This is a genomic window from Arthrobacter sp. zg-Y1171 (genome assembly GCF_025244845.1).
GTDB lineage: Bacteria > Actinomycetota > Actinomycetes > Actinomycetales > Micrococcaceae > Arthrobacter_B.
The window spans coordinates 17,122-41,512 of sequence record NZ_CP104264.1; the positions used below are offsets into that span (position 1 = coordinate 17,122).

A 24,391-nucleotide genomic window follows, 5' to 3' on the forward strand; every position below is an offset into this window, starting at 1 on the left:
ATGAGCACCCGGATCCTGGTGGTCGACAACTATGACAGCTTTGTCTATACCCTGATGGGCTACCTGCAGGAACTCGGGGCGGAGACCACGGTGATCCGCAATGATGACCTGAGTGTGGAGTCCGCGATTGAGCTGGCTGCCCGCCACAACGGAGTGCTGGTTTCCCCGGGCCCGGGCACGCCGGGCGAGGCGGGTGTGTCGGTAGACCTGATCCGCTGGTGCGGAGCTACTGCAACGCCGATGCTCGGCATCTGCCTGGGCCACCAGGCGCTGGCGGAAGCGTACGGCGGCACGGTGACGCACGCGCCTGAATTGATGCACGGGAAGACCTCGCTCGTGGAACACGGCGGCGAGGATGTGTTTGCGGGTCTGCCCAGTCCGCTGACCGCCACTCGATACCACTCGCTGGCGGCTGTCAACGACAGCATTCCCGCCGAGCTGCGGGTGACGGCGCGAACGGCCAGCGGAATCATCATGGGTCTGCAGCATGCGGCAGCACCGCTGTCCGGCGTGCAGTTCCACCCCGAGTCCGTCCTCACCGAGGGCGGCTACCGGATGCTGGGCAACTGGCTGGAGTCAGCCGGACTGACTGGAGCGGCGGCCCACGCGGCCACGCTGAGTCCGCTCATTTCGAGCTCAGCGCAGGCCGGGACTTCCGTCCGCGCCTAGCGCCGTCCCGGCGGGGTGGCGGGTGTGCTGGACAGCGAGGCTGTCGGAGCAGGCGTCGGTTCCGGAGCCGGCGCCTTGGCAACCGACAGGACCACGGAAGTTCCGGGGGCCACGTCCGTGCCGCCGGGAATACTCTGCGCGATGACCGTGCCGGGTGCCGCATCGGCGGATTCGACTTCCGTTCGTTTGGGAGTCAGGAGGAGCGCCGGATCGAGTAGTTTCTCCTGGGCCTGCTCCCAAGGCATCCCCTCGAGATTCGGAACGGTTACCCGTCCGGTGGACACCACAATGTCGACTTCGCTGTCTGCCGGGACGGTCTCGCCGATAGCAGGGTCGGTGCCGAGGACTCGTCCCGACTCCATGGTGGAGCTGTTGCCCCCGATCGTGGCCCCGCCCTTGAGGCCGAGCCCGCGAAGCTCGTCGCGGGCACCCGATTCCGTCATTCCCACCAGATCCTGCGGGATGACCATGCTGGAAGGGCCCTTGGAGATGTAGAGCGTGATGCTCTCATCCTTGACGACCTCAGCGCCACCCGCCGGAGTGGTGCGAATGGCCAGGTCCTCGGCCACGCTGTCGCTGTATTCCTCGCTGATCCGGGGTGGTTGGAAGCCCGCGCTGATAATGGCGTTCATGGCATCGGTCTGGGATTTGCCCTCGACCTGGGGTACGGCTGCCGTTACGGGTGCGGCGGGTTTGGCATTGATCATGTTCCATCCGACAAATCCGCCGACGGCGAGGACCAGGACCACAAGAATGCTGAAGACGGTGATCCAGGCCCGCCGGCGGGCCTTTTGCTGGGGGTCGCGGTCGCCGGTGGATCCGATGGGAAGGACCGGGTGGTCTTCCGTCCGGGGATGGTCATCGTCCGAAAGGAGCGATCCGCCGGCGAGCACTTTGGCCATGGCCCGTGTCCGGGGTTCGTCCTCGGGAGCAGGGGTCATGGCAACGGTGGCGGGGTCCGCCGGCCGTGCCACGGAGATCGCCTGCGTTGCAGCGGTGACGGGTCCGCCGTCGCGCGCCGAAAGCAGAGCTTCCCGGAAATCCCGGGCGGTCTGATAACGGTGGTCGCGGTCCTTGGCCAGCCCGCGCTTCAAGACGTCATCGAGGGCGGCTGGAACTTCGGGGTTCAGGCTGCTGGCCGTGACGGGCTGTTCGCGGACGTGCTGGTAGGCCACGGAGACGGGGCTTTCACCGATGAACGGAGGCCGGCCGGTAAGCAGCTCGAACAGCAGGCATGCCGTGGAGTAGAGGTCGCTGCGGGCATCCACGGTTTCACCGCGGGCCTGCTCGGGGGACAGATACTGTGCGGTACCGACTACGGCCTGGGTCTGTGTCATGGTTGCGGCTGAATCCGCCATGGCACGTGCGATGCCGAAGTCCATGACCTTTACCCCGCCGTCGGCGGTCACCATAACGTTGGCCGGCTTGATGTCGCGGTGGACGATCCCGGAACGGTGGCTGTAATCCAGGGCGGCGAGGACTCCGAGGGAATAGTCAATGGACTTCTCGATGGTGAGCTCGTCTGCCTTGAGCAGGTCGCGCAGGGTCCGGCCCGGAACGTATTCCATCACGATGTAGGGCAGCCGCACGTCGTCCCGCGGCGAGGCGGACTCCTGGTCGCCCGTGTCATATACGGACACAACGGAGGGGTGGTTCAGCCCCGCCACGGCTCGTGCCTCGCGCCGGAAGCGTGACTGGAACAGCGGATCACGGGCCAGGTCCGGCCGCAGCACCTTGATAGCCACGGTCCGGCCCAGGCGTATATCCCGCCCAAGGTAGACGTCGGCCATTCCGCCGCGTCCGATCAGTTCACCCACCTCGTACCGCCCGTTCAGGACGTTATCAGTGTTGAGGGTGGGCTGCCCTCGAAGGAATTCTGCGCTCATGGTCTGTTAGCTGCTGCCTGTAGGGCCGGTCATGCTGGCGCCGCCGGGCTGATTCAGGCTGGTACCGGTATCCGGATTGGATCCAGTCCCGGCGCCGTTCCCAGCCGCCGGGGCGGAAGGAGTCGAGGTGGGCGGAGCCGGTGCCGGAGCTGAAGGGGCGGCTTCTGCGATGTAGTAGGTGACGGAAGAGCCCCGCGCCACGGTAGCGCCTTCGGTGGGATTGACCCCCACGACGGTGCCCGGGGTGGCATCGGACTGCTGGGTGCCGCCGTTGACCGGCATCAGGCCGGCATCGACGATGCGCTGGCGTGCCGCCGCCTCAGGCTGTCCTGTCAGGGCAGGGACGGAAACAAGTTCCGGGCCCGAGGAGTAGATGATGGTCACGGCATCCCCGCGGCTCAACGTTCCGGAGGGATTGACCTCAATGACGGAACCTTCCGGGATGGTCGCGTCCGAGACCGGCAGGCGTTCCACCTGAAGGCCCAGGGCAATCAGCTCGGAGTAGACATCGTTTACGGGCCGGCCCTCGTAGGTGGCCGAATCGATGCGGATTTCGTCGGGCGTTTCGGACGGGGTTGCACTCGCTGTGGTCTTGGAAGGCGAGGGGCTGCGCGAGCTGGTGGCTGACGAACTCGCGGCGGGGGCCGGATCCTCGTCTCCCTCGGAGCCGGTGAGCACGAAGAACGCCACGACGCCGGCCAGAATGAGCACGAGCAAGGCGATCAGCGGGATCGTCCAGGGGCTGCGGCGCTTTTCCTCTTCGACGTCCCCCGGGGCGCCGTCGTCGTAATCGACATCGTCTTCGTCGGTCCAATCACGGGACGCGGCAAGCTCACCCGTGCGGGCATCGGCCACGGACGCGCCGGCGACCGTGGGCAGTGCCGACGTCGACGGTGCGGTGTCCACCACGCGGGTGGCTGACGTACCGGTGGTGGGCACCGGGGCCGTAACCGCGCCGGTGGAGGATCCGAAGAGCAGCATGCCGGGGACGGCTTCCTGCGCTGCATGGATGTCTCCGCGGCGGATGGCGGCGACAGCAAGGGCCAGCGACTCGGCGTCGGCCGGACGGTCCGCCGGGTCCTTCGCCAGCATGGACATAATCAGGGCACGCACCGGTTCCGGAATGGTTTCCGGCAGCGGCGGAGGCGTGTCGTTGACCTGTGCCAGGGCAATAGCGATTTGGGATTCACCGGAGAAGGGACGGCGGCCGGCAAGGAGTTCGTAGCCAATGACACCAAGCGCGTAGATGTCGCTGGAACCCGTCGCCTGCTGTCCGGTGGCCTGCTCCGGAGCCAGATACTGGGCAGTGCCCATGACCTGACCGGTGGCGGTCAACGGCACCTGGTCGGCCAGGCGGGCGATCCCGAAGTCGGTGATCTTGACCTTGCCGTCGGGCATGATGAGCAGGTTGCCCGGCTTCACGTCGCGGTGCACCAGGCCCTGGTTGTGGGCTACGGCAAGCGCAGTGGCGACCTGGCCGATGATGGACAGCGTCCGGTCGGGCGAGAGCACCTTGTCGCGCTCGATGATGCTGGACAGCGGCTGGCCCGGAACAAGTTCCATGACCAGGTACGCCGAACCGTCCTCTTCGCCGTAGTCGAAGACATTGGCAATGCCGGGATGGTTGAGCAGTGCGGTGTGCCGGGCCTCCGCCCGGAAACGGTTAAGGAAGCCCGGATCCCCGGTGTACTCCTCCTTGAGGATTTTGATGGCAACAATGCGGCCCAGGACAAGGTCCCGTGCCTTCCAGACCTCGCCCATACCGCCAATGGCAATACGGTCGGTCAGCTGGAACCTGCCGCCTAAGGTGATACCCGATGTAGGCCTCACTTATTCAACACCGCCTCTAGGAGTTTCTGCGCGCTTGGAGTGGTCAATTGGGCACCGGTGGCCAGGTCCACGTCTTCCATAACAACGGAAATGGCCACCTGCGGATCGTCGGCCGGCGCGAAGCCGGTGAACCAGGCATTGTCTCCCCGGCCGTCCACCTGGGCCGTGCCGGTCTTGCCGGCCACCTTGAATCCGGGGACCTGGGCAGATTTGGCCGAGCCGTTGTCTACGACGCCGACCATCCACTCGGTGAGCTGACGGGCTGTGTCGGGGCTGACGGAAGTATTCAATTCAGTGGGCTTCGGTTCATCGATCACGGACAAATCGGGAGCGCGGACGCTGCGGATCAGGTTGGGGGTCATCTGCACGCCGTCGTTGGCGATGGCTGCGGAAATCATGGCGACCTCCAGCGGGGTGGCGGTCACGCTTCCCTGTCCGATCGAGGCGAGGGCCAGTTGCGCCTCGTCCTCGTTCTCGGGGAAATGGCTGGCCACAACCTCGTTGGGGATCTGGAGGGAGGTATCGAAACCGAACTTCTTGGCCTGCGCTGCGATGTTGTCCTGTCCCAGATCCAGTGCCACCTGGGCGAAGACGGTATTGCAGGACCAGGCGAGGGCAAAGGCGAAGTCTGCCTCGGACCGGGCCGAGCAGGCGCCCGTGGTGAAGTTCGGAAGGGAGATGTTGGTTCCGGGCAGCGGGAATTCCGGCGGATTCGGGATCACGGATTCGGCGTCGTATTTTCCAGACTCCAAGGCTGCTGCCGTGTCCACGAGTTTGAAGACCGACCCGGGGGCCAGCAGGGACTGCGTGGCCGGATTCGTGTAGGGCGACAGGCCCGGCTGGGAGGTCAGGGCCTCCATGTTGGCACCCAGCACCGCAGTGTCATGGCCGGCCAGGAGATTGGTGTCATATGTGGGCTTGGAGACCATGGCGAGGATATCGCCCGTCTTCGGGTCCATCATGACGATGGATCCCTTCTGACCGTCGGGAATAAGGTCGTAGGCCAGCTGCTGGAGTTCCGGATCGATGGTCAGTTCCACCGAAGCACCCTGGCTCTGGGCACCGGAGAAGAGCTGGACCAGCTTGTCGTTGAACTGTTGGGAGCTGTTGCCGGACAGCTCGTCGTTCATGGTCATTTCCAGCTGCGTGGTGTTGTTCAGGTTGAAATACCCGGTCAGATGCGAATACAGCTCCGGGCTGTTGTAGACCCGCTGGTAATTGAACTGGTCGTCCGAGGGAACGGACTCGGCGATCGCCTTGCCGTCCACAAGGATGGAGCCGCGGGGTTCGCCGAAATCACGGTAAAGGGCCCGATTGTTGTTCGGGTTGGTGTTGAGCTTCTCAGCGGCGAAGAACTGCACGTAGGTCAGCGAACCGAGAATGAGCACGAACATTGCCAGGGCCACTACCCAGCTGTTACGGATAGCCTGGTTCATTCGTCTCCTCCCTTAGGGGAACGCCGGGTACGGGCAGGAGCGCCGGACCGGGAATCGGACATGGCGGGGACCATATCGGTGGCCAGCGGGCCGGTAGGCGTGGGCCGGCGGGCAGCGTCGGAAATCATGAGCAGGAGCGCCACGATGATCCAGTTGGCCAGCAACGATGATCCGCCTGCCGACATGAACGGGGTGGTCAATCCGGTCAACGGGATCAGGCGCGTAACGCCTCCGATCACCACGAAGCACTGCAAGGCAATGATGAAGGACAACCCGCATGCCAGGAGCTTCCCGAAACCGTCCTTGGTACCCAGGGCGGCACGGAATCCGCGGGATACCAGCAGCACAAACATCAGCACGATCGCGAAGATGCCGATCAGGCCCAGTTCCTCGCCGAGGGCGGCAATAATCATATCGCTGTTCGCAAAGGTCACCAGATCCGGGCGGCCCTGTCCCAAACCGGTACCGACAAGCCCACCGCTGGCCAGGCCGAAGAGCCCTTGCACTACCTGGTAGCTGCCGCCGGCCCCGTTGTAGACCTCGGGATCAAAGGCGTTCAGCCAGCCGTGGATGCGGGCCTGCAGGTGGCTGAACAATTGGAGGGCGACGAATCCGCCCGCCGCGAGCAGGCCCACGCCGATCAGTACCCAGCTCACGCGGCTGGTGGCGACGTAGATCATGGCCATGAACAGGCCGAAGAAGAGGATGGACGAGCCGAGGTCCCGCTGGAAGACCAGCACGCCGATGCTGACGAGCCAGGCCACGAGCATGGGGCCCAGGTCCCGCATGCGCGGGAACTGCAGCGGCCCGACCTTCCGTCCCGCGAGCAGGATGAGGTCACGGTTGGTGGATAGATACCCGGCGAAGAATATGGCCAGGGTGATCTTGGCGATCTCGCCGGGCTGGAAGGTTCCGATGCCAACGTTGATCCAGATCCGGGCGCCGTTGATCTCGCGGCCCACGGGTGCCGGCATCAGCGGAAGGAGCAACAGAATCGCGCTGACGATCAACGAGATATAGGTGTAGCGGCGCAGGATCCGGTGGTCCTTGATGATGAACAGCACGGCGATTCCGGCCGCCACGGCCACTGTGCTCCACAACAGCTGCCGGTCAGCTGCATCATCGCCGTTGGTGATATCCAGGCGGTGGATCATGGCCAGCCCGATGCCGTTAAGGGCAGTCACAATGGGAAGTATTACCGGATCGGCATATTTGGCACGGAAGCGCAGCACGAGGTGGAAGATGATTACCAGGGCCATGAGCGTCCCGCCCTGGACCCAGAAATCGGAGTCGAAGGCACGGTCTTCGTCGAGGCCGACAATCATGTTGGCTCCCACTCCGACCAGGAGCGCAACGAGGAGGAGGAGGGCTTCGATGTTCCGGCGCGGTTTAGGCACGGTGAGGACATCCGACATTACTGCTCACCTCCGCAGGCACTGTTCTGGTCGGTTTCGGGCGCAGCAGTCGCACCCGGTGAAGGCGCAGCAGTCGGGGAATCGGTGTTTACCGGCGGACACAGGACCGCCTTGGCGGTGTCCCGCAACTCGCTGACTATCTCGCCGGCATGCTCAAGATCCCGGGCAGGAAGGGTGTCCTCCACCCGGTTCCGGTGATATTCGGAGAGGCTGTCCACCGGAATGTCGGAGACGTCGGTGACATGCGAGAGCTGGATAGGTCCGATGGTCTGGGAGACACCGTTGTAGATGGCGACCCGGTTTTCATAGGAGCCCACGTAGTAGCGGGTCTGCGTCCAGGTGTAGCCGAGCCACACGACGACGGCGAGCAGCAGCGCAACCACGGTCAGGAATGCCGGCAGCAGCCAGCGCTTCCAACCGGTACGGGGCGAATCCCCGGTCTCCTGCTCTCCCTGCTGCTCGGATTCCGCCTTGTGGGTCAGCATGCGGGCAGCGCGCCGCTCGGCGGACCGCTTCGTGACGATCGGAATTTCACCGGTCTCGGTGGCAAGGGAAGCCGCGCCGACCAATACGTGCGGCCGGGAGGCCAGATCCTGGCGGATCAGCTGGGCGCGTTCGCGCTCACTTTCGGCGTCGTCGGCGTCGTCGCGGGCAGCGGTATTATCCGTGCGGTGTCCAGACTCGTCCTCGGTCACGGGCGGCGCCGCGGCTACCGCAGCCGTCGGACGGTACGCATTGTCCCGGGAGGTCAATTCGGAGAGCGGAGCGGTTGCCGGTGCGGAGCCGGCGTCGGGGTCCTCGTCTATTTCGATGACTGCCACTGTCACGTTGTCCGGAGAACCGCCGGCCAGGGTGAGTTCAACCAGGGTGTCCACGCACTCCTGCAGGTCTGAGGTGCTGCGGAGAACGCCCTCGATATCGGAGTCGCGCAGGACGGCAGTAAGGCCGTCCGAACACAGCAGCCAGCGTTCGCCGGGCTCGACGTCGAAAGTGGCCAGGTCCAGTTCGGGGCTGGCATCAACGTCACCGAGCACGCGCATGAGGACGTTCTTATGCGGATGTACTTCGGCTTCTTCGGGTTGCAGGCGCCCTTCATCGATAAGCCGCTGCACGAAGGTGTGGTCGATGCTGATCTGTTCGAACCGGCCGTCTTTGAGCCGGTAGGCGCGGGAGTCGCCGATATGCGCAAGTGCCAGGCGCTGCTCATGCAGCAGCAGCGCAGTGACGGTGGTTCCCATGCCGGAGAGCTGGGGGCTGGTGGTCACCAACTCGGACAGAAGCGAATTCGCCGCTTGGATTTCATCGGCAAGGACGGTCAGGGGTTCATCCTCGTGGACACTGCTGTCCAAGTGGACCAGATCGAGCACGGTGGAGGCCGAGGCGACGTTGCCGCCTGCATGGCCGCCCATGCCGTCGGCGACGACGGCGAGGTAGCGGCCGACGTAGGCGGAATCGTCATTCTTGAAACGAACCATTCCAACGTCGGACCGTGCTGCATATCTGAGGACCAGGGCCACTGTCAGGGCCTCAATTCGATGACCGTCTTACCGATGCGAATCGGCACACCGGGTTCGACGGGCAACGCCCGGGTAAGTTGGCTTCCGCCGAGATAGGTTCCGTTGGTTGAACCAAGGTCCTCAACGAACCAGCGGCTGCCCTGGGGGAAGAGGCGGGCATGGCGGCCGGAGGCGTAGTCGTCCTCCAGGACGAGGGTTGCTTCCTGTGCCCTTCCAAGCAGGATGGGGCTGGCGGCAAGGTCGAGTGTGGTGCCGCGCAGCGGGCCTTCCGTCACTACGAGTTCCCTGGGCGTGACCTTGCCGGGGGCCGGCGCACGCTGTTCAAGGTTCGGGTCTTTACGGATCTGGCGGGCCGTCGGGGTCCCGGTCCGGTTGCGGCTGCCCACGGCGAGGTCGCGCCGGATGGCGCCGACTACGCTGACCACCATGATCCACAGCAGGATCAGGAAGCCGTAGCGCAGGAGTGTTTCAGTTAATTCGCTGAGCACTAACGTCCCCCGGTCCGGACAGGCAGCAGCCGAAAGACGATTCGGGTGCGTCCCATGGTGATTGTGGATCCGTCGGTAAGCACTGCTTCACCTTGAACTTTCTGGCCGTTGACGAAGCTGCCGTTGGTGGACCCCAGGTCGATTGCACGGCTGGCACCGTTCTCGGTACGGATCTCCAGATGGCGGCGCGAAACACCGGTGTCGTCCACGAGGATGTCGGCTTCGGAGGAGCGCCCCAGAACCACTGAGGGGGCGTTGAGGGTGTAGCGCTGGCCGTCAACGTCCAGGACGGGCTGCATACGAGCCGATGGTCCCTGCCGGGGTGCAGGAGGAGAGGGCATCCGGGCTTGGGCCGAGGGGGACTTTTCAGTGGATGAATCCACTTCAAGTACCCCTGCCTTAAGGGAGGAATCGCGGGTAAACGAAACCCGTACCGGGCCCTGAAGTGTGTAGGACTGGCTGCGTGCGTGCTTAATAACCACGTCGCAGAGCTCTTCAGCCAGGGGTGCGCCCCACTTCTGTGCCTGGGTGAAGTCCGAGGTGGATAGCCGCACAGTAAAGACATTCGGTGCCAGGGTCCGGCCCTGGCCCAGGACCATGGAATGCTGATCCAGTTCCTTGCGGAGTGCGATGGCAAGCTCCAGCGGTTCAACACGGCCGGACGAACCGGACGCGAAAGCACCACGAACAATCTTTTCGATGCCGCGTTCGACATTGTCGAGTATGCCCAAGTTCGTCTCCTTCCGTGTCCTGTCCAGTGAATTGCCTCGTCTGCAGTACCTGCCCGGGCACCGGGGTGCGGGCGGAATCATCCGCCGGGACTGGTTCGGGACCGGTTCCGGCGGGCACAGGTACATACGTCCACTTCGATAGTACTGGTGACGGCAGATAATTGTCTTACCGCCGTCCCGGCGCCCCGCGTTCCGGCGCGGCCGATGTGCCAAGCCGGTTGCCGCTTCACACCGGTCCCCTGAGTGGCCGGGGGAACAGCCGTCGATTCCTTGCAACAGCGCGGTTTTCAGGTTGCCTCGGCGGCCGTTTAGGTGTTTGGCCAAAATGCCGGTATGCTTGATTCTGCTGTTCCCGAGGAAACGCAACGAATGATCACAGACAGGATCCGCTTGGATCGTGTGAGATTGTCCGCACAGCGTTGCCGCGGGAAACCATTTATGCGCGAGTGGCGGAACGGCAGACGCGCTGGCTTCAGGTGCCAGTGTCCGAAAGGGCGTGGGGGTTCAAATCCCCCCTCGCGCACATAGAAAAGAATGACCCCGGCCAAACGGCCGGGGTCATTCTTTTTTGCGTCCCGGGTGGTCATCCCCCGGAGCAGGGGAGACGGACAAAGGGAGGGGCCGCGCAGCAGCTGCGCAGCCCCTCCCTTATGTGCGTATTGCGAATCCGGCGAGCCGAAGCTCCTAGGCGCGTTCCGCCTTCTTGGCTTCGGCTTCCTTTACCCGCTGGGCTTCCGCACGGACGGCAGCAAAGCTCGCACGTTCCTCAACCAGCCAGGCCGGAGGCTCGGCAAGCAGTGCCTTGATTTCCTCGGTGGTCAGGGCCTCGGTCACGCCGGCGCGGGTCAAACCGCCGATCGAGACGTTGAGCTTCTGCGCCACGACGGGTCGCGGATGCGGGCCGGTGCGGCGCAGCTCGGTGAGCCACTCAGGCGGATTGGACTGCAGTTCGTCGAATTGGGCCCGCGAAATAGGACCGTCCTGGAAATCCTGCGGCGCTGCGGGCAGATAGATGCCCAGCTTCTTGGCTGCCGTGGCAGGCTTCATGGATTGGGGAGATTTCTCGGTGGTCATATTCCAAGGGTATCCGCCCGCCGCGCCACCTCCCGGTGGGCTAAGGTGTTTTGATGCCCACAGACACATCAGCATCCCTGCAGGGGGCGACGTCGCGGCCGCTGACCGTGGCCTATGTACCGGGCGTGACGCCGGGCAAATGGATCACCCGCTGGCGTGAACGGCAGGACCAGGAACTGAGGACGTTCCAGTGTGAGGAGCCCGCAGCGCTGGAGGAACTTGCCTCCAACCGGGCGGACCTGGCGTTTATCCGTATTCCCGCCGAAGGCTTCGCGCGCCCGGACGGTGTGAACGTGATTCCGCTGTACGAAGAGCAGCCGGTGGCCGCTGCCTCAAAGGAGCACCCGCTGGCGGCCTTCGACGCCGTCGACCTCGCCGATCTCGACGGCGAGACGATCCTGGACATTGACGAGATGGGCGGGGCCGCCGTCGCCCTCGAGGTGGCTGCCGCCGGCAGCGGTGTTGTGATCCTCCCCATGTCCGTAGCCCGCCTGCACTCCCGGAAGGACGTTGCAGCGCGGCCCGTGAACGGTGTTCCGGCAACACGGATCGGAATTGCCTGGTTGCAGGACCGGGACGAGCCGGACATCGAAGAGTTCATCGGGGTGGTGCGGGGACGGACCGCGAACAGCTCCCGCCAGCCCTCCATCCAGGCTGAACAGAAGTCCTCGGCCAAGAAGCGGACCAAGGAGCGCCAGGCCCGGAGCGCAGCCAAGCCCGCGGCAAAGTCCGGCGGGCGTCCCGCAGGCAAGGGAAAAGGCGCAGGCAAGAACGGCAAACCGCGCCGCAGCCGTTGAAGCACCGTTGATTCCACAGCCGATCCGGCACTGCTGACACCGGCCGGGGCCGGAGGTACCCTTTCGCAGATGCGGATCAAAATGAGCGGCATCCATGTGGTCGACCCGGAACGTGCCTACGAGTTCTACACGGGCACCCTTGGCCTGGAACCCTTGATGGCCATGCCGGAGTACAACCTGTTCATTGTCTGTTCGCCTGAAGATCCGGGTGGTCCGGGGCTGCTGCTCGAACCCAGCGACAACCCGGTTGCCGAAGCGTACCGGACGGGGCTGTACCGGGAGCAGCTGCCCGTGCTGGTGCTTGGCGTACCGGATGTGCAGGCGGAGTATGAGCGGTTATCGGGGCTCGGCGTCCAGTTCCTCGGTGAACCCACCCTTGATTCGACGGGCGCCCAGGCGGTTTTCGACGACGGCTGCGGCAACTACCTCCAGCTTCACCAGGACTAACGCGGGGGTGGCGGTGCCCAGACCGCCGTCCAGCGCCTGGGAGTACCCCCGCTAGCGTTCCCCCAGCCGCGGGCGCAGGCGGGATTCCTCCAGGTCCAGCAGCCGCTGCGCCTCCGAAAGGGTTCGGGACGCATAGCGTCCCTCACGGCGGGCCAGCAGCAACTGGTCCCGTTCGGCCTCGACGACGGCGCGGCGCAGTACGCGGTATTGGAGCTGCGGCGTCGGATCCTCGTTTTCTCCGAGTGCACGTACCCGTTCCCAGGCCAGTTCGCTGCGGAGGAAGGTGCTCTGGCGGACCCTTTCGACGACATCCGGGTCCACCTCCCGGCGTACGCCCGGGCATTGCGCAGGCTGCTCCAGGACGCTGAGCCCGGCACCGCTGAGCTCGTCCAGCAGCTTGGCCAGCTCCCTCTGGTCCGATGCCACATCCCGGCCCTGAACCCCCAGGAGGCGGATCAGCCACGGCAGGGTGACGCCCTGCAGCAGCAGGGTTGCCACGGCCACCGTGAAAGCGATCAGCACCAGCTGCTCGTGGTACGGGGTCTGCTCCGGCAGGGACTGGGCCGCGGCGAGGGTCACCACGCCCCGCATACCGGACCAGGAGATCACCATGCCGCCGCGCCAGCCCAAACCCTCGCGGCCGAGTTGCTCGACGTCGGCCCGGCGGCGGAGGTAGAGCAGCTCGGCCCGCCGATGCCGCCTGCGCTGCCGATCGTCGTTCAGCCCGCCAGCCTTGATCCGGTCCAGGCCCAGCCGGAACCGCTTGGTCCGCCGTTCCTGGTGACGGACCTTCAGCCGCAGCAGGTAGATCAGCGGAGTAACCCAGGCGAAGCGCAGCAGGATCAGCAGCACGGTGGTTGCCAGGCCGATCAGTACGGCATCGAGGACCGGGAGGAGGCTGGCGTCGATGTTCTCCACCAGATGCCGCAGTTCGAGTCCCATTAGGAGGAAAACGCCGTTTTCCAATAGGAACTGGATGGTCCGCCAGTTGATGCTGTCATTGATCCGGGCCTGCGCCGTCAGCGCTGAGGCACTGCGGTGCCCGGTGTACAGCCCGGCCACGACCACGGCGAGGACCCCCGAGGCCCCGGCTTCCTCCGCCGGAATGAAGGCAATGAAGGGAACCACAAAGGAGATTGCCGTGTCCAGGACCGGATCGGAGAGTTTCGATCGGACATAGACCGTGGCCGCGCCTACCAGCAGGCCGACAATCACGGCAACGACGACCGCGAAACCGAAGTCGCCGATGCCGGCCCAGATGCTCGACAGGCCCCCGGCGGAGGCGGCGACGGCGGAGCGCAGCAGCACCAGGGCGGTGGCATCATTGACCAGCCCCTCGCCTTCGAGCACCGTGACCAGGCGCGGCGGCAGGCCCAGCTTCTTTCCGATCGAAGTGGCAGCGACGGCGTCTGGCGGACTGACGACGGCGCCCAGTGCCACCGCGGCGGCGAAGTTCAGGTCCGGCAGCAGCAGGTAAAGGAGGAGCCCCGTGGCAAAAGCCGAAAACAGGACGAGGAAGACGGACAACGAGGAAATGGCACCGATGTTGCGCCGGAAGTCCACCACGGGGACGTTCACCGCGGCGGCATAGAGCAATGGGGGCAGCACCCCCATCAGGATCCATTCGTGCGGAACGGAGAACTCCGGCACGCCCGGCGTGTAGGAAAGGGCCAGCCCCACCACCACCAGGATCAGCGGTGCAGCTATCCCGAGGCGTTTGGAAAAGGCAGCAACCGTCACAATGACGGCAACGCCCACTACAGCAAAAAGAGCCAGTTCCACACTTCAACTTTAGTCCCGCCCGGGTGTGCTCCCGTCCCCGGAAGGGCTAGGTATAGGGGGACCAGCCGGTCAGCGCCGTCATGCCGTCCACGGTGACGCCGTAAATCGCGTAAATGGTCACGGGCACCATCAGGGCCCATTCCCGCCATGAGCCGGCCGCGCCGATCAGGGGCAGCGAGAAGCAGCCGCTGCTCCGCCAGAGCTTACTGACAACAGGGAATCGGACCAGGGATCGCGGGCGTTTGATCCGCAGCGGCCACAGGATCATTACGCCCTGGTGGGTGAGGAGGTCGCCGACAATATGCACTGCCACGCCCAGGCCCACCGCCACCGGCAGCCAGTCATTGTTTTCCGGGGCATAGACGGCAATGAACCCCGAGAAAACCAGGGCGAGGAACCAGCTGCGAACCGGTCCGCCGGCAATTTTCAGCGCCTTGATGGCAAATCCCATCAGCAGGACGGACAGGATCCCCGCGCCCACCGCCACTGATCCGAAGACCGGCACCTCGGTGGTCACCCTGCCCAGTGCTGTCGCCAGCGCCACGAAGACCGCCAGCCCGAGCAGGGAATGCGTGCCGCGCCGATGACCGCCGCTGACGGCCTCCGTAAAGCGGGCAAGGATTTTGGTGAGCGGGGGAAGGGAATGGGCAATGGTCCCGCTGTGATGGTCGAGATCGGGCAGCAGGGCAGCGCCGGCGGTCAACAGGGCGCCGGTGACGACGCCGAGCGGCGTCACCGGATACCAGCCGAAGGCGTGGGGAGCGGTGGAGGCGACGGCAACCCAGGCCGCAGCGCCGCTAGCGGCATGGTGGCCACCCATCATGGTTGAAAAGTCCTTCCAGAGGGCGGTGCAGGCGCCAAAAGAGTTTATTGAAGCTACCTATTTTTCCACGGTTTCTTCGGGCCTGCGTTCACCTTGGGCCGAGGTCACAGGTGCTTAGGCAACTGTGAATCCCAGGTGCCTAAGAATGGCCTCCACGATTTCCGCAGGAGAATCCGTTATTTCAATCCGGATACCGGCCTCGTCCAGTGAAAGCGGCTCCAACGTGCTCAACTGCGAGGGAAGCAAGGACGGCGGCATGAAATGTCCGCTTCGGGTTTTCATGCGTTCGGCAAGCACCTCGCTGCTCCCGTCCAGGTGGACGAACGTAACGTCCCCGGTTGCCTGCGCAAGGACGTTCCGGTACGTGCGTTTCAACGCGGAACAAGTGACGATGGTGCACCGGCCGTTTTCCGCCTGGACACCCATCCAGTCGCGGATGGCGTAGAGCCACGGCCAACGGTCGTCGTCGTCCAGGGGGACGCCGGCGGACATCTTGGCAATATTAACGGCCGGATGGAACTCATCAGCCTCTGCGGCAATCCATCCGAGCCGTTTGGAAAGCAGGTTGGCGATGGTGGTTTTGCCCGATCCGGCAACACCCATGATGACGAGGTGCTGTGCAGTTTGGGACATTGAAATCTCCTTGGGACGCCGTTGTCGCGGGTTCGGACCGGTTTGCTGACCCGAACTTCTGAGCACAAAGGTATCACCAACTGATGGAGCGGGACCGGATGAATCGGGGCACCGTTGGCGGCTGATCAAAGGCGGGCCTCGGAGGCTAGGCTGAAGCAGGGGGCGGGTGGCCGGTCTCAGCGGTATCCCCGCCGATTAGGCGCCCCCACTCATATGCATTCTAGGGAATATACAAAGGAACGTAGCTGGAAAGATGCGGATATGAACGAACATGCCGGCCCGCCGGCCGCGGTCCTGAACGCCCGGATCATCGAGGTCCTGGGCCAGGACATAACCTCCGGCGTGCTTGCCCCGGGGGACCGGCTCACGCTTGACGGGCTGCAGCAGGAGTTCGGAGTTTCCCGAACCGTGGTCCGCGACTGCATGCGGATCCTCGAGTCCATGAACCTGGTGTATTCCAAGCGCCGGGTCGGCATTGTGGTGCAGGAACCCCAGCTGTGGAATGTGTTCGATCCGCGGATCATCAAGTGGCGCCTGGCCGGGCCGGGCCGGGCGGAGCAGTTCCGCACCCTGACCGAACTGCGGGTGGGGGTGGAGCCGGTAGCCGCGGCGGCCGCAGCCAGTCACGCGGCACCAGCTGAGCGGGACCGGATGGTGGAGCTGGCCGCGGAGCTTCGAAGGCTCGGCGAAGCGGGGGAGCTGGATGAGTTCCTGCAGGCCGATATTGAATTCCATACGTTGCTGCTGCGTTCCAGCGGCAACGACATGTTCGCCTCGCTTCAGGACGTGGTTGCCGAAGTGCTTACCGGCCGCACCCGGCAGGGCATGATGCCGGCGAACCCGAGCGAGGCTGCCCTCCGGGGGCATGTGCTGGTGGCGGACGCCGTCGCCGCCGGCGACGGCGCTGCCGCGCTGGCGCACATGATGGATCTACTGGAAGAAGTACGGCAGGCGATCGCGGGTTAGCCGAGCCACTGGGCGTAGCTGGCTGCCGGCAGTGCGGGGGACGGCAAAGGCCGGCGCACCCCGTGGAAAAGGGATACGCCGGCCCGGAAGCCGGAGTCCTAGCGGGTCGGTTTCAGGTTGCTGTCTTCGGGTGTGACTACCTCTGCCGTGGCGGAAATGTTCTCGGCATCCACCATCCAGGCGTACTGCTCCAGCTTGGCAATAAAGCCGTGCAGGATGTCCGCAGTGGTCGGATCCTCTTCGTCCACCTGGTCGTGCACGTCGCGCATGGTCTTGACGACGGCCTCGAGCATGGCGACCACGTGCGTCACGGTATCGCGGGTGTCAACCAGTCCGGCGGGGAACGGCGGCAGGCTGGTGCCGTTGGCCACTGCCACGCTTCGGCCGTCCGGAACGGCGCGGAGGGCACGCATGCGCTCGGCCAGTTCATCCGCGAAGATGCGCGCGTCGTCAATGATCTCGTCAAGCTGCAGGTGCAGGTCCCGGAAGTTCTTACCTACTACGTTCCAGTGGGCCTGCTTGCCCTGCAGGTGCAGTTCGATCATGTCCACCAGGACGGCCTGCAGGTTGGTGGTCAGCTCTTCAGATGCCTTCATGTTTCCTCCAGATATTGACGAAAAATGAGTACTGGACTCACCTGCCGGAAAAAGTCCGGACACTGCAGTGCACAGCGCCGCCGGCAGGTGGATTGTTCCCCAGCCTAACCCCGGGACGCAGCTCGGAACAGAATGGACCGGTTCCCGGGACAGCTAATATAAGCAACCTTACTTCCAGTTGAAGTGACTTGTCGTCCTGTGTACGGTGAGGAAAACGGGGCCTGTGAGAAACGGCCCGGCCAAGGCAGGATTCGTACTACCGGAGGGACAGCATGACCACCGTAGAAGAGTCAATCGACGTATCAGTACCGGTTACCACCGCTTACAACCAGTGGACCCAGTTCGAGTCCTTCCCCCACTTCATGGGCGGCGTTCTCTCCATTACCCAGCTTTCGGACACCACCACACACTGGGTCACCAAGGTGGCCGGCGTCGAGCGGGAATTCGACACGGAAATCACCGAGCAGCACCCGGATGAGCGGGTCGCCTGGAAGAGTACGGACGGAAAGTCCCATGCCGGCGTCGTAACGTTCCACCGCCTGGGCGACGCCGAGACCCGGGTGACCGTCCAGCTGGACTGGGATCCCGAAAACATCGTTGAGAAGCTGGGGTCCGTGGTCGGCGCCGATGACCGGCAGGTCAAGGCCGACCTCGCTCGTTTCAAGGAATTCATTGAAAGCCGCGGATCGGAAACGGGTTCGTGGCGGGGAAATGTTGACGCCCCCGGTAATGCCGCCACCGGCGCGGCCGGCACGGCTCCCGTAGGACCTACCTCCACCGACACATCGCGGCTGGCGGCAGCCCCGGACGCGGATCCGGCGATGGATGACCCGGAATCCGGCGGACCCCGGGCCGGCCTCTAGCTGCCCGGCTGGTTAAGCAAAGACTGCGGATGCCTGCAAGGCATCCGCAGTCTTTGGTTAAAACCGGGTCCGGAGATCAGGCGGGATCGAGGTTCTTAACCGCGGGACCTTCCAGCAGCGTTCCCTTGGCCGTGAACCGGGAGCCGTGCAGCGGACAATCCCAGGACTGTTCGGCGTCGTTCCAGTTCAAGACCCCCTTGAGGTGCGGGCACACGGCCGACACCCGGCTGGTCTCGCCTGCGACGGTGCAGGTACCCACCGGCTTGCCGTTCTCCCGGGACACCACACCCTGCCCCTCCGGCGGGGCCGTGTCGGTGCTGTTGACCAGTCCGGCGGCCCAGCCGGTGAGCATGGAGAGCCCCACCTCGGCGTTGTCACGCAGGGTGGACGCGGCATCCAGCGGGGCCACCCGGGGCTTGTACAGCTCGCGCGCCCACGGGTTCTCTCCGCCGAGAATCTCCGCGCTCAGGGCCAGAGACGCCGCGACGGCATTGGTCATGCCCCACTTGTTGTAACCGGTGGCTACATAGATGTTGGATCCCATCAGCGGCAACTGCCCGACGTAGGGCAGGCTGCGTGCCGGCGAGTAATCCTGCGCCGACCAGGCATAGCTGGCCGCGCTTGCCACCGCGAAGTTCTCCGCGGTCCAGTCCACCAGATCGTCCACCAGTTCCTGGGTGTGCTTTTTCCGCCCGACCGTGTGCCCGTTGCCCCCGGCGAGCAGGTAGGAAATACCGTCTGCCTCCGCGGTCCGCAGGGAGCGGGTGGGCGAATCGACGGAGAGATACATGCCCTGCGGAACCGTTCCCGTCACCGGCAGGGCCACTGCGTAGGAACGCTCGGGTTTCAGGACGGCAAAGTAGCCGCCGCGGTCCAGGATCGGGATGCCGGTGGCCAGCACCAGGTGCCGCGCCGTGACCTCGCCCTGGCTGGTTCCGACCTTGATGCCGGCACCCTCCTCGTGGCGCGCGCCGGTCACCCGGACGCCCTCGATCAGGGTGCCGCCGTGAGCGCGGTAATCCTTGGCCAGGCCGGCCAGCACCGTCATCGGCTGGATCTGCGCCTGGTCGCGAAGCCGCAGGGCGCCCGTGGTTTCAAAGGGAAGCTCGGTCTCCGTGGTGAACTCGACGTCGAGCCCGGCGGCCTTGGCTGCCTCGTGTTCCTTCCGCAGGCTCTTGAGTCCCTGCTCGGTGGTGGCGTAGGTGTACGCGTCCCGGACCTCGTAGCCAATCCCGTTTTCGTCGCAGAAGCGCAGCAGCCAGCTTTGTCCCTGCCGGTTGGCTTCCACATACTGGCGGGCAGTCTCCGCGTTATGGTGCGACGTGATGCTGGACAGCTGTGTTCCCTGCAGGAGGGAAACCTTGGCCGTGGTGTTGCCTGTAGCGACCGCACCTACCGTGCGTGCTTCCAGGATGGCCACGCGCTGTCCGCTGCGTGCCAGCAGGGCTGCCGTGGTGAGGCCGGTGAGTCCGGCGCCGACCACCACGGTGTCGTAGGACGCCTCGGGGTCGAAGGGATCAGAGGGTATAACGGGCGCGGTATCGAGCCATAGAGATTTCAAGTTATCCTTCCCGCCAAGCTGACGAAGTGATGTGGGAGCCGCCCTGCGGTCCCATCTGGAGCATGCCGCCGTCGACGGCCCAGGAGGCCCCCGTGACGTAGGACGACGCCGGTGAAGCCAGGAAGGCCACGACGTCGGCAATCTCGGTGGCATAGCCGGGCCGGCCCAGCGGAATGCCGGGGCGGTCCTCGGCCTGCGGGTCGGAGTCCGTCTGCCTCGTCATGGGTGTGGCGATTTCCCCGGGCGCCACCGAATTGGCCGTGATCCCGTAGCTGCCCAGCTCCAGGGCGATGGTCTTGATCAGCCCGCCGAGGCCGTGCTTGGACGCGGTATACGCCGCGGCGCCCACTCGTGGCTGGAGTTCGTGGACGCTGGTGACGGCGATCAGCCGGCCGCCGTTGCCGGCCGCGACCATGCGCTGAGCTGCCCGCTGCAGGCAGACAAAGGCCCCGCTGAGGTTGGTGTCCAGGGTGGTGCGCCAGGCGTCATAGCCCAGCTCCAGGAACTTCTGCCCGTCCCCGGTCCCCGAGTTGTTGACGAACACGTCCAGGCCGCCCAGTTTCTCCGCCAGGGAATCCACAACGTCCGCGCACCCTGGGAGATCGGTGGTGTCCAGATGGGCGACGACGGCGGTGCGGCCGTGCGAACGGACCTCCTCAGCAGTGTCCATGGCACCCTGTTCATCCGAATGCCAGGTGATGCCCACATCCATTCCCGCCTTGGCCAGTGCTACGGCGGCGGCGCGTCCTATGCCGGAATCAGACCCCGTGACTATTGCCGTTTTAGGCGCAAACCCCATCTGGTACCCCCTCATGGTCCTGGAAAGTCAGCATGCTTCCCACCTTGCCCCAATTGTGCAACAGTTTAAAGCCCTGATCACCGAATCCTCCCGGTCCGGTTCTCCGGTGCTGCGGAGCAGAGGAGTCATCATGGCATACCCCAGCTACAGTTCCAGCGGCGGTCTCTCGGCGCGCAGGACCAATGCGCAGAAAGCCGCAATTGCATTCGGGATTGTTTTCCTGCTTATCGGAGTCCTGGGGTTCATTCCCGGGGCCACCATCAATTACAGCCAGCTTTACTTCTCGGGTTACGCATCCGAAGCCGCACTTCTGGGCATATTCCAGGTCTCGGTGCTCCACAACGTGGTCCACATGCTGCTGGGCTTCGCCGGGCTGGCCCTGGCGCGAAAGCACTCCTCGGCCAAGCTCTATTTGCTGGGAGGAGGCATCCTCTACGCCCTGCTCTTCATTTACGGGCTGCTCATCCCGCTGGAGTCGGACGCCAACTTCGTTCCCTTCAACACGGCGGACAATTGGCTGCACGCAGTGCTGGCAGTGGTGATGATCCTGCTGGGTATCTTCCTGGGACGTGAGAGCGAACCGAGCTCGTACCGCAGCAACCCGAACCCCGGTGAAGGATCAGTTCCCAACTAGCCGGGCTGCCGCGTCCGATGCTGGAATCCGCCGCCCGCCCCGGTTAGCGTTGGAGCCATGGACGAACAGGAAATCCAGCACCGGATCCAGGAACTCGTAGCGCAGGAGCAGTCCCTGCGGGAGACGGATCCGGGTGCGGAACCCGAGAAGCACGCCGCGGAACTCAGGCGGGTGGAGGAACAGCTGGACCAGTACTGGGACCTTCTCCGCCAGCGGCGGGCCAAGGCCGACGCCGGGCAGAACCCGGATGAGGCGCAGGAACGGCCCGTGGGTGAAGTCGAGGGATACCGCCAGTAGGGACCATCCCGTACGGCCGGCCCCGAGCGGACTAGTGCTGCTGCCGGCTGCTGACGGACATTTTCGGCGTGCCGGCTTCAGCTTCCCGGTCTGCCGGGCCGGCGACCTGGTGCAGCAGGGTGGCGGCACCGATGCTGCGCCGGAAGCCGCTGTCACCTCGGAAGGTCTCCCCAAGGGCCCAGACCATCAGGCAGCCTTTGCTGAGGGTCTTAAGCAGCCCGGCGTTCCTGGGCGTCAGTGCCATCATGGACGCCACGCCAAACAGGCCCCAGCCGATGAGCGGCCCGTTGGGCACCTTGAAAACAGTCTGCCGGCCGAACCGGTCCGTGAAGAAATTGCGAGATGCCATAGCGGTCAGGCGCCTTTCCGGGTTTTGGCTGTGCTTTTGGTGCCTTTGGAGTTCGCGGTTTTGGCGGGAGCCTTCTTGGTGCCGTCCTCTTTGGTGCTTTTACTGTCGGTGCCGCTCTTTTTATCGCGGTTCTTCTCTACGCTCCGCCGCAGCGCCTCCATGAGGTCCAGGACCTTGCCGCCCTCGTCCTCCTCGGATTCTCCGCCGAAGGTCTCCTCCGTGTCGAGCGATTCTCCCTGTTCGAGCTTGGCATCGATCAGGGTTTTGAGCTGCTCTTGGTAATCGTCGGTGAATTCGGAAGGATCGAAGTCCCCGCTGAAGGAATCCACGAGGGCCGAGGACATCTCCAGCTCCTTGGCGGAAATCCGCACCTTTTCGTCGAGGGAGGGGAAGGTGGCCTCCCGGACCTCGTCCTCCCACAGCAGGGTCTGGAGGGTCAGCACGTCACCGCGTACGCGCAGGGCACCCAGCCGGCTCTTCTGCCGGAGCGAGAACTGGACGATAGCCGTGCGGTCGGTGTCCTCAAGGGTGCGGCGCAGCAGCACGTAGGACTTCGTCGATTTGGAGTCCGGCTCCAGATAGTACGTCCGGTCAAACAGGATGGGATCCACCTGCTCGCTGGGCACGAATTCCACGACGTCGATTTCCCGGCTTTTCTCCACGGGAAGGGAGGCCAGATCCTCGTCGGTAAGGACCACCGTCTGCTCGCCGTCGTCGTACGCCTTTGCGATGTCCTTGTATTCCACCACCTCGCCGCAGATCTCGCAGCGGCGCTGGTAGCGGATGCGCCCGCCGTCTTTGCCATGCACCTGGTGAAGGCTGACGTCGTGGTCCTCGGTGGCGGCATAAACCTTGACCGGCACGTTGACCAGCCCAAACGCAATGGCGCCTTTCCAGATCGCTCTCATGTAGTCCAGTGAACACTAGATTCCGGTTCCGTTGCCAGAGCCGGGTTTGTCTGCGCGTGCCTCCCGCAGATGCTCCCACAGCTGCCGGTACACACGCGGATCGGAAAAATAGGCGGTATGGGATTCGGGAAAGGGTTTGCCGGAGTCCACTTCGCTGTCGGTCACGTTCACCTCCCGGCCGGCAAACACGCGTTCGGCGCAGAAGGAGATCAGGTCGCGCTCGTCCCAGAAATTCAACCAGGGGACTGCGGGCCCTGAACCGCCGCGGACTGGACCGAGATAGGCGAGGGCATCGAGGAGGTAGAACCACGGCGCCTGCGAGCCCACGGTCACCAGCAAATCCACGCGGATGCCGTCCGCTTCGGGGGAACTGAGCAGGTCGACAGCTGCCACGGAGCCGAGGCTGTGGCCGAACAATACGACAGGTGCGTCCTGGTCCGTGCTGCGCAGGGTGTCCGCAATGCGGGCACAGGCAGCCGGACCGTGGCGCAGATAGAAGGCAACCTTGCCGAAGAAGCTGCCCGCGGCGTCGGTGAGGCGGATCCGGTGCCGGATCCCCGCCTCCGTGAGCACACCCAGGACCAGATCCTGCAGCGTCTCGCCCAGGAATGCCGCGTCAGGGCGCGCCGGCGGGGCACCGGTGCTGGAGGCCTGTTTCAGCGGATCAGCCGCTCCCAGGTCCATGCCGAAAAGGGCCAGGGCCAAGGACGTATCGGTCACTCCGGGCGGATCGTCGGCGACATACCGCGGGGGCAATGCCGGGACAAAGCTGACATTGTCGGGTGCGGCGGCGGCCCAGTCGACCGCCAGCACCCGGTAATCGGACAATCCCGGCACCGCTGCCATCTGCTCCCGGATCCGGTCCGCGAGCTGCGGATTGGGCTGGCCGGTGCCCGGCAGGAAAACCAGCGTTCCGGGTTTCTCCGGTGGTCCGAGGGGTGCGGGATCCATGGCTGCCTCCTTCGTTGCGGCGGCACCTTCACCGACCGCGCAAGGCAGCGGTTTCGGCCCGATAGGGACACTTTCACATGCCGCAGTCCCGGCCGCCAGCGAAGGGGAGGGAAGGACGGAATCCGGGTGGCTTGGCACGGCCCGGGAGGCTGTGCAGGAGCGTCAGCGGGGAACGGCAGCCACGGGACTGAAAACGCGGGTCTGCATAATCACGTCGCCGGGCCCCTGCAGATCAACCACCAGGCCTTCGCCGCTCTTCAGCGAGTTGAAGATGCCGGCCGCCTTGCGCGTCCTCATCTGGATACTCGACTCCCAGCCCACGAGGTGCCCCGTGTCCAGGGTGAAGCCTTCCCCTGCTTTCAGGGATACAACGTCCAATGCGCCGTAGGAGGAAACCAAGAGGTTGCCCTGGCCGCTGACCTTCAGCACCACCAGGCCCGAACCGGCAAACATGCCGTTCAGGGAGGCGTCCGGGCCGACGTCGAGGTTCCCGTCGTTCGCCAGCCACGCTCCCTTCGTCAAGCGGAAGCCCGTTGCATTATCCACCCCGACGGAAACCACGTCTCCGACGGACTCGGAAATGACATCGACCCAGCCGCCCTCGGCGGGGGCGGTGAAAACGGTGGTGTGGAAGCTCTCCCCGCCGATCATTTTCCCCAGGCCTTTCATAAAGCCGCCGTCAGCCTTTGCCACGAGCGTTACACCGAAGGAATGCGCCATCATTGCTCCCGGCTGCACTTTTATTGCCTCGTGGGGTTCAAGGAAGCAGCGGGCTACTGCGTATGCCGGGCTGTGGCGGATTTCTACTTTCACAATTACCTCTTTATAAAAAATATGGGATTCAGTGGCCTGCGCTGCGAATATAACTGCCTTGATCCTAAGTGCGGGGTTCCATGGACCGGCGCGCCCGCACATTTGCCTCCGGCAAGTCGGCGGCGG

At 64.7% G+C, this 24,391-nt stretch carries 24 protein-coding genes, 1 tRNA gene and 1 pseudogene; 8 read left to right on the plus strand and 18 right to left on the minus strand.

Annotation, left to right across the window (positions count from 1 at the left end; all coding sequences use genetic code 11):
- On the plus strand, positions 1–669 hold the full coding sequence (locus N2L00_RS00090) for an aminodeoxychorismate/anthranilate synthase component II (RefSeq protein ID WP_255862788.1): 669 nt from the start codon (positions 1–3) through the stop codon (positions 667–669).
- Here N2L00_RS00090 and pknB read toward each other — a convergent pair.
- The 7 genes from pknB to N2L00_RS00125 are packed head-to-tail and all read right to left on the minus strand — an operon-like array spanning position 666 to position 9,972.
- Entirely contained in the window at positions 666–2,555 is a 1,890-nt protein-coding gene (pknB, locus tag N2L00_RS00095; protein ID WP_255862212.1) for a Stk1 family PASTA domain-containing Ser/Thr kinase, read from the minus strand. The two genes, N2L00_RS00090 and pknB, sit on opposite strands and share 4 nt — an antisense overlap.
- 6 nt (positions 2,556–2,561) lie before the next feature.
- Positions 2,562–4,385, minus strand: coding sequence for a protein kinase domain-containing protein (locus tag N2L00_RS00100; protein WP_255862211.1), 1,824 nt, complete (start codon positions 4,383–4,385; stop codon positions 2,562–2,564).
- A complete protein-coding gene (locus tag N2L00_RS00105; RefSeq protein ID WP_255862210.1) occupies positions 4,382–5,821 on the minus strand; it encodes a penicillin-binding protein 2 in 1,440 nt (479 codons plus the stop codon). The genes N2L00_RS00100 and N2L00_RS00105 overlap by 4 nt, the downstream gene beginning before the upstream one ends.
- Positions 5,818–7,236, minus strand: coding sequence for an FtsW/RodA/SpoVE family cell cycle protein (locus N2L00_RS00110; protein ID WP_255765528.1), 1,419 nt, complete (start codon positions 7,234–7,236; stop codon positions 5,818–5,820). The genes N2L00_RS00105 and N2L00_RS00110 overlap by 4 nt, the downstream gene beginning before the upstream one ends.
- Entirely contained in the window at positions 7,236–8,711 is a 1,476-nt protein-coding gene (locus N2L00_RS00115) for a PP2C family serine/threonine-protein phosphatase (RefSeq protein ID WP_255862209.1), read from the minus strand. Before N2L00_RS00115 ends, N2L00_RS00110 begins: the two co-directional genes overlap by 1 nt.
- A gap of 44 nt (positions 8,712–8,755) precedes the next feature.
- Entirely contained in the window at positions 8,756–9,181 is a 426-nt protein-coding gene (locus tag N2L00_RS00120) for an FHA domain-containing protein (RefSeq protein ID WP_227932940.1), read from the minus strand.
- A 59-nt stretch (positions 9,182–9,240) separates the two neighbouring features.
- On the minus strand, positions 9,241–9,972 hold the full coding sequence (locus tag N2L00_RS00125) for a DUF3662 and FHA domain-containing protein (RefSeq protein ID WP_255765530.1): 732 nt from the start codon (positions 9,970–9,972) through the stop codon (positions 9,241–9,243).
- A 440-nt stretch (positions 9,973–10,412) separates the two neighbouring features.
- Here N2L00_RS00125 and N2L00_RS00130 point away from each other — a divergent pair.
- Positions 10,413–10,495 (plus strand) — tRNA-Leu (locus N2L00_RS00130).
- A 161-nt stretch (positions 10,496–10,656) separates the two neighbouring features.
- Here N2L00_RS00130 and N2L00_RS00135 read toward each other — a convergent pair.
- Positions 10,657–11,019: a DUF5997 family protein gene (locus N2L00_RS00135; protein ID WP_255765744.1), complete on the minus strand. Its 363-nt coding sequence runs from the start codon at positions 11,017–11,019 to the stop codon at positions 10,657–10,659.
- 80 nt (positions 11,020–11,099) lie between these two features.
- Between N2L00_RS00135 and N2L00_RS00140 the strand changes: the two genes are divergently transcribed.
- The gene (locus N2L00_RS00140) at positions 11,100–11,843 is read left to right on the plus strand and encodes a LysR family transcriptional regulator substrate-binding protein (RefSeq protein ID WP_255862208.1); all 744 of its coding nucleotides are present in this window, start codon (positions 11,100–11,102) and stop codon (positions 11,841–11,843) included.
- Positions 11,844–11,912: 69 nt separating this feature from the next.
- Complete coding sequence (locus N2L00_RS00145) at positions 11,913–12,290, plus strand: VOC family protein (RefSeq protein ID WP_227920447.1); 378 nt, start codon at positions 11,913–11,915, stop codon at positions 12,288–12,290.
- 51 nt (positions 12,291–12,341) lie between these two features.
- On the opposite strand, the gene N2L00_RS00150 is transcribed toward N2L00_RS00145, so the two are convergent.
- The 3 genes from N2L00_RS00150 to N2L00_RS00160 form a co-directional block, all read right to left on the minus strand.
- Entirely contained in the window at positions 12,342–14,072 is a 1,731-nt protein-coding gene (locus N2L00_RS00150) for a sodium:proton antiporter (RefSeq protein ID WP_255862207.1), read from the minus strand.
- A 46-nt stretch (positions 14,073–14,118) separates the two neighbouring features.
- Complete coding sequence (locus tag N2L00_RS00155) at positions 14,119–14,895, minus strand: metal-dependent hydrolase (RefSeq protein ID WP_255862206.1); 777 nt, start codon at positions 14,893–14,895, stop codon at positions 14,119–14,121.
- 114 nt (positions 14,896–15,009) lie between these two features.
- The gene (locus N2L00_RS00160) at positions 15,010–15,528 is read right to left on the minus strand and encodes a gluconokinase (RefSeq protein ID WP_255765534.1); all 519 of its coding nucleotides are present in this window, start codon (positions 15,526–15,528) and stop codon (positions 15,010–15,012) included.
- Between the two features lie 261 nt (positions 15,529–15,789).
- Between N2L00_RS00160 and N2L00_RS00165 the strand changes: the two genes are divergently transcribed.
- Positions 15,790–16,494 carry a FadR/GntR family transcriptional regulator gene (locus N2L00_RS00165; RefSeq protein WP_255765535.1) on the plus strand — a complete coding sequence of 235 codons (705 nt, stop codon included), beginning with the start codon at positions 15,790–15,792 and terminating at the stop codon, positions 16,492–16,494.
- Between the two features lie 98 nt (positions 16,495–16,592).
- Here the strand turns inward: N2L00_RS00165 and N2L00_RS00170 are convergent, their stop codons facing one another.
- A complete protein-coding gene (locus tag N2L00_RS00170; RefSeq protein ID WP_255862205.1) occupies positions 16,593–17,090 on the minus strand; it encodes a Dps family protein in 498 nt (165 codons plus the stop codon).
- Between the two features lie 272 nt (positions 17,091–17,362).
- On the opposite strand from N2L00_RS00170, the pseudogene N2L00_RS00175 reads away from it, so the two are divergent.
- Positions 17,363–17,806 (plus strand): annotated as a pseudogene (locus tag N2L00_RS00175) (SRPBCC family protein); the annotation flags it as partial.
- A 223-nt stretch (positions 17,807–18,029) separates the two neighbouring features.
- Here the strand turns inward: N2L00_RS00175 and N2L00_RS00180 are convergent.
- Both N2L00_RS00180 and N2L00_RS00185 read right to left on the minus strand, forming a co-directional pair.
- The gene (locus N2L00_RS00180; RefSeq protein ID WP_255862204.1) at positions 18,030–19,514 is read right to left on the minus strand and encodes an FAD-dependent oxidoreductase; all 1,485 of its coding nucleotides are present in this window, start codon (positions 19,512–19,514) and stop codon (positions 18,030–18,032) included.
- A gap of 1 nt (position 19,515) precedes the next feature.
- Positions 19,516–20,313, minus strand: a complete 798-nt coding sequence (locus tag N2L00_RS00185) for an SDR family oxidoreductase (protein ID WP_255862203.1) — start codon at positions 20,311–20,313, stop codon at positions 19,516–19,518.
- Between the two features lie 130 nt (positions 20,314–20,443).
- Between N2L00_RS00185 and N2L00_RS00190 the strand changes: the two genes are divergently transcribed.
- Both N2L00_RS00190 and N2L00_RS00195 read left to right on the plus strand, forming a co-directional pair.
- Positions 20,444–20,947 carry a DUF4383 domain-containing protein gene (locus N2L00_RS00190; protein WP_255765539.1) on the plus strand — a complete coding sequence of 168 codons (504 nt, stop codon included), beginning with the start codon at positions 20,444–20,446 and terminating at the stop codon, positions 20,945–20,947.
- A gap of 57 nt (positions 20,948–21,004) precedes the next feature.
- Positions 21,005–21,244 carry a DUF2630 family protein gene (locus N2L00_RS00195; RefSeq protein ID WP_255765540.1) on the plus strand — a complete coding sequence of 80 codons (240 nt, stop codon included), beginning with the start codon at positions 21,005–21,007 and terminating at the stop codon, positions 21,242–21,244.
- Positions 21,245–21,275: 31 nt separating this feature from the next.
- On the opposite strand, the gene N2L00_RS00200 is transcribed toward N2L00_RS00195, so the two are convergent.
- The 4 genes from N2L00_RS00200 to N2L00_RS00215 all read right to left on the minus strand — a co-directional run bounded on the left by N2L00_RS00200 (position 21,276) and on the right by N2L00_RS00215 (position 24,367).
- Positions 21,276–21,593 carry a hypothetical protein gene (locus N2L00_RS00200; RefSeq protein WP_255765541.1) on the minus strand — a complete coding sequence of 106 codons (318 nt, stop codon included), beginning with the start codon at positions 21,591–21,593 and terminating at the stop codon, positions 21,276–21,278.
- 5 nt (positions 21,594–21,598) lie between these two features.
- Complete coding sequence (locus N2L00_RS00205) at positions 21,599–22,501, minus strand: Ku protein (protein WP_255765542.1); 903 nt, start codon at positions 22,499–22,501, stop codon at positions 21,599–21,601.
- Positions 22,502–22,516: 15 nt separating this feature from the next.
- A complete protein-coding gene (locus N2L00_RS00210) occupies positions 22,517–23,452 on the minus strand; it encodes a thioesterase domain-containing protein (protein ID WP_255862202.1) in 936 nt (311 codons plus the stop codon).
- Between the two features lie 162 nt (positions 23,453–23,614).
- Positions 23,615–24,367, minus strand: a complete 753-nt coding sequence (locus tag N2L00_RS00215) for a TIGR00266 family protein (protein WP_257794778.1) — start codon at positions 24,365–24,367, stop codon at positions 23,615–23,617.
- Positions 24,368–24,391 lie beyond the last annotated feature (24 nt).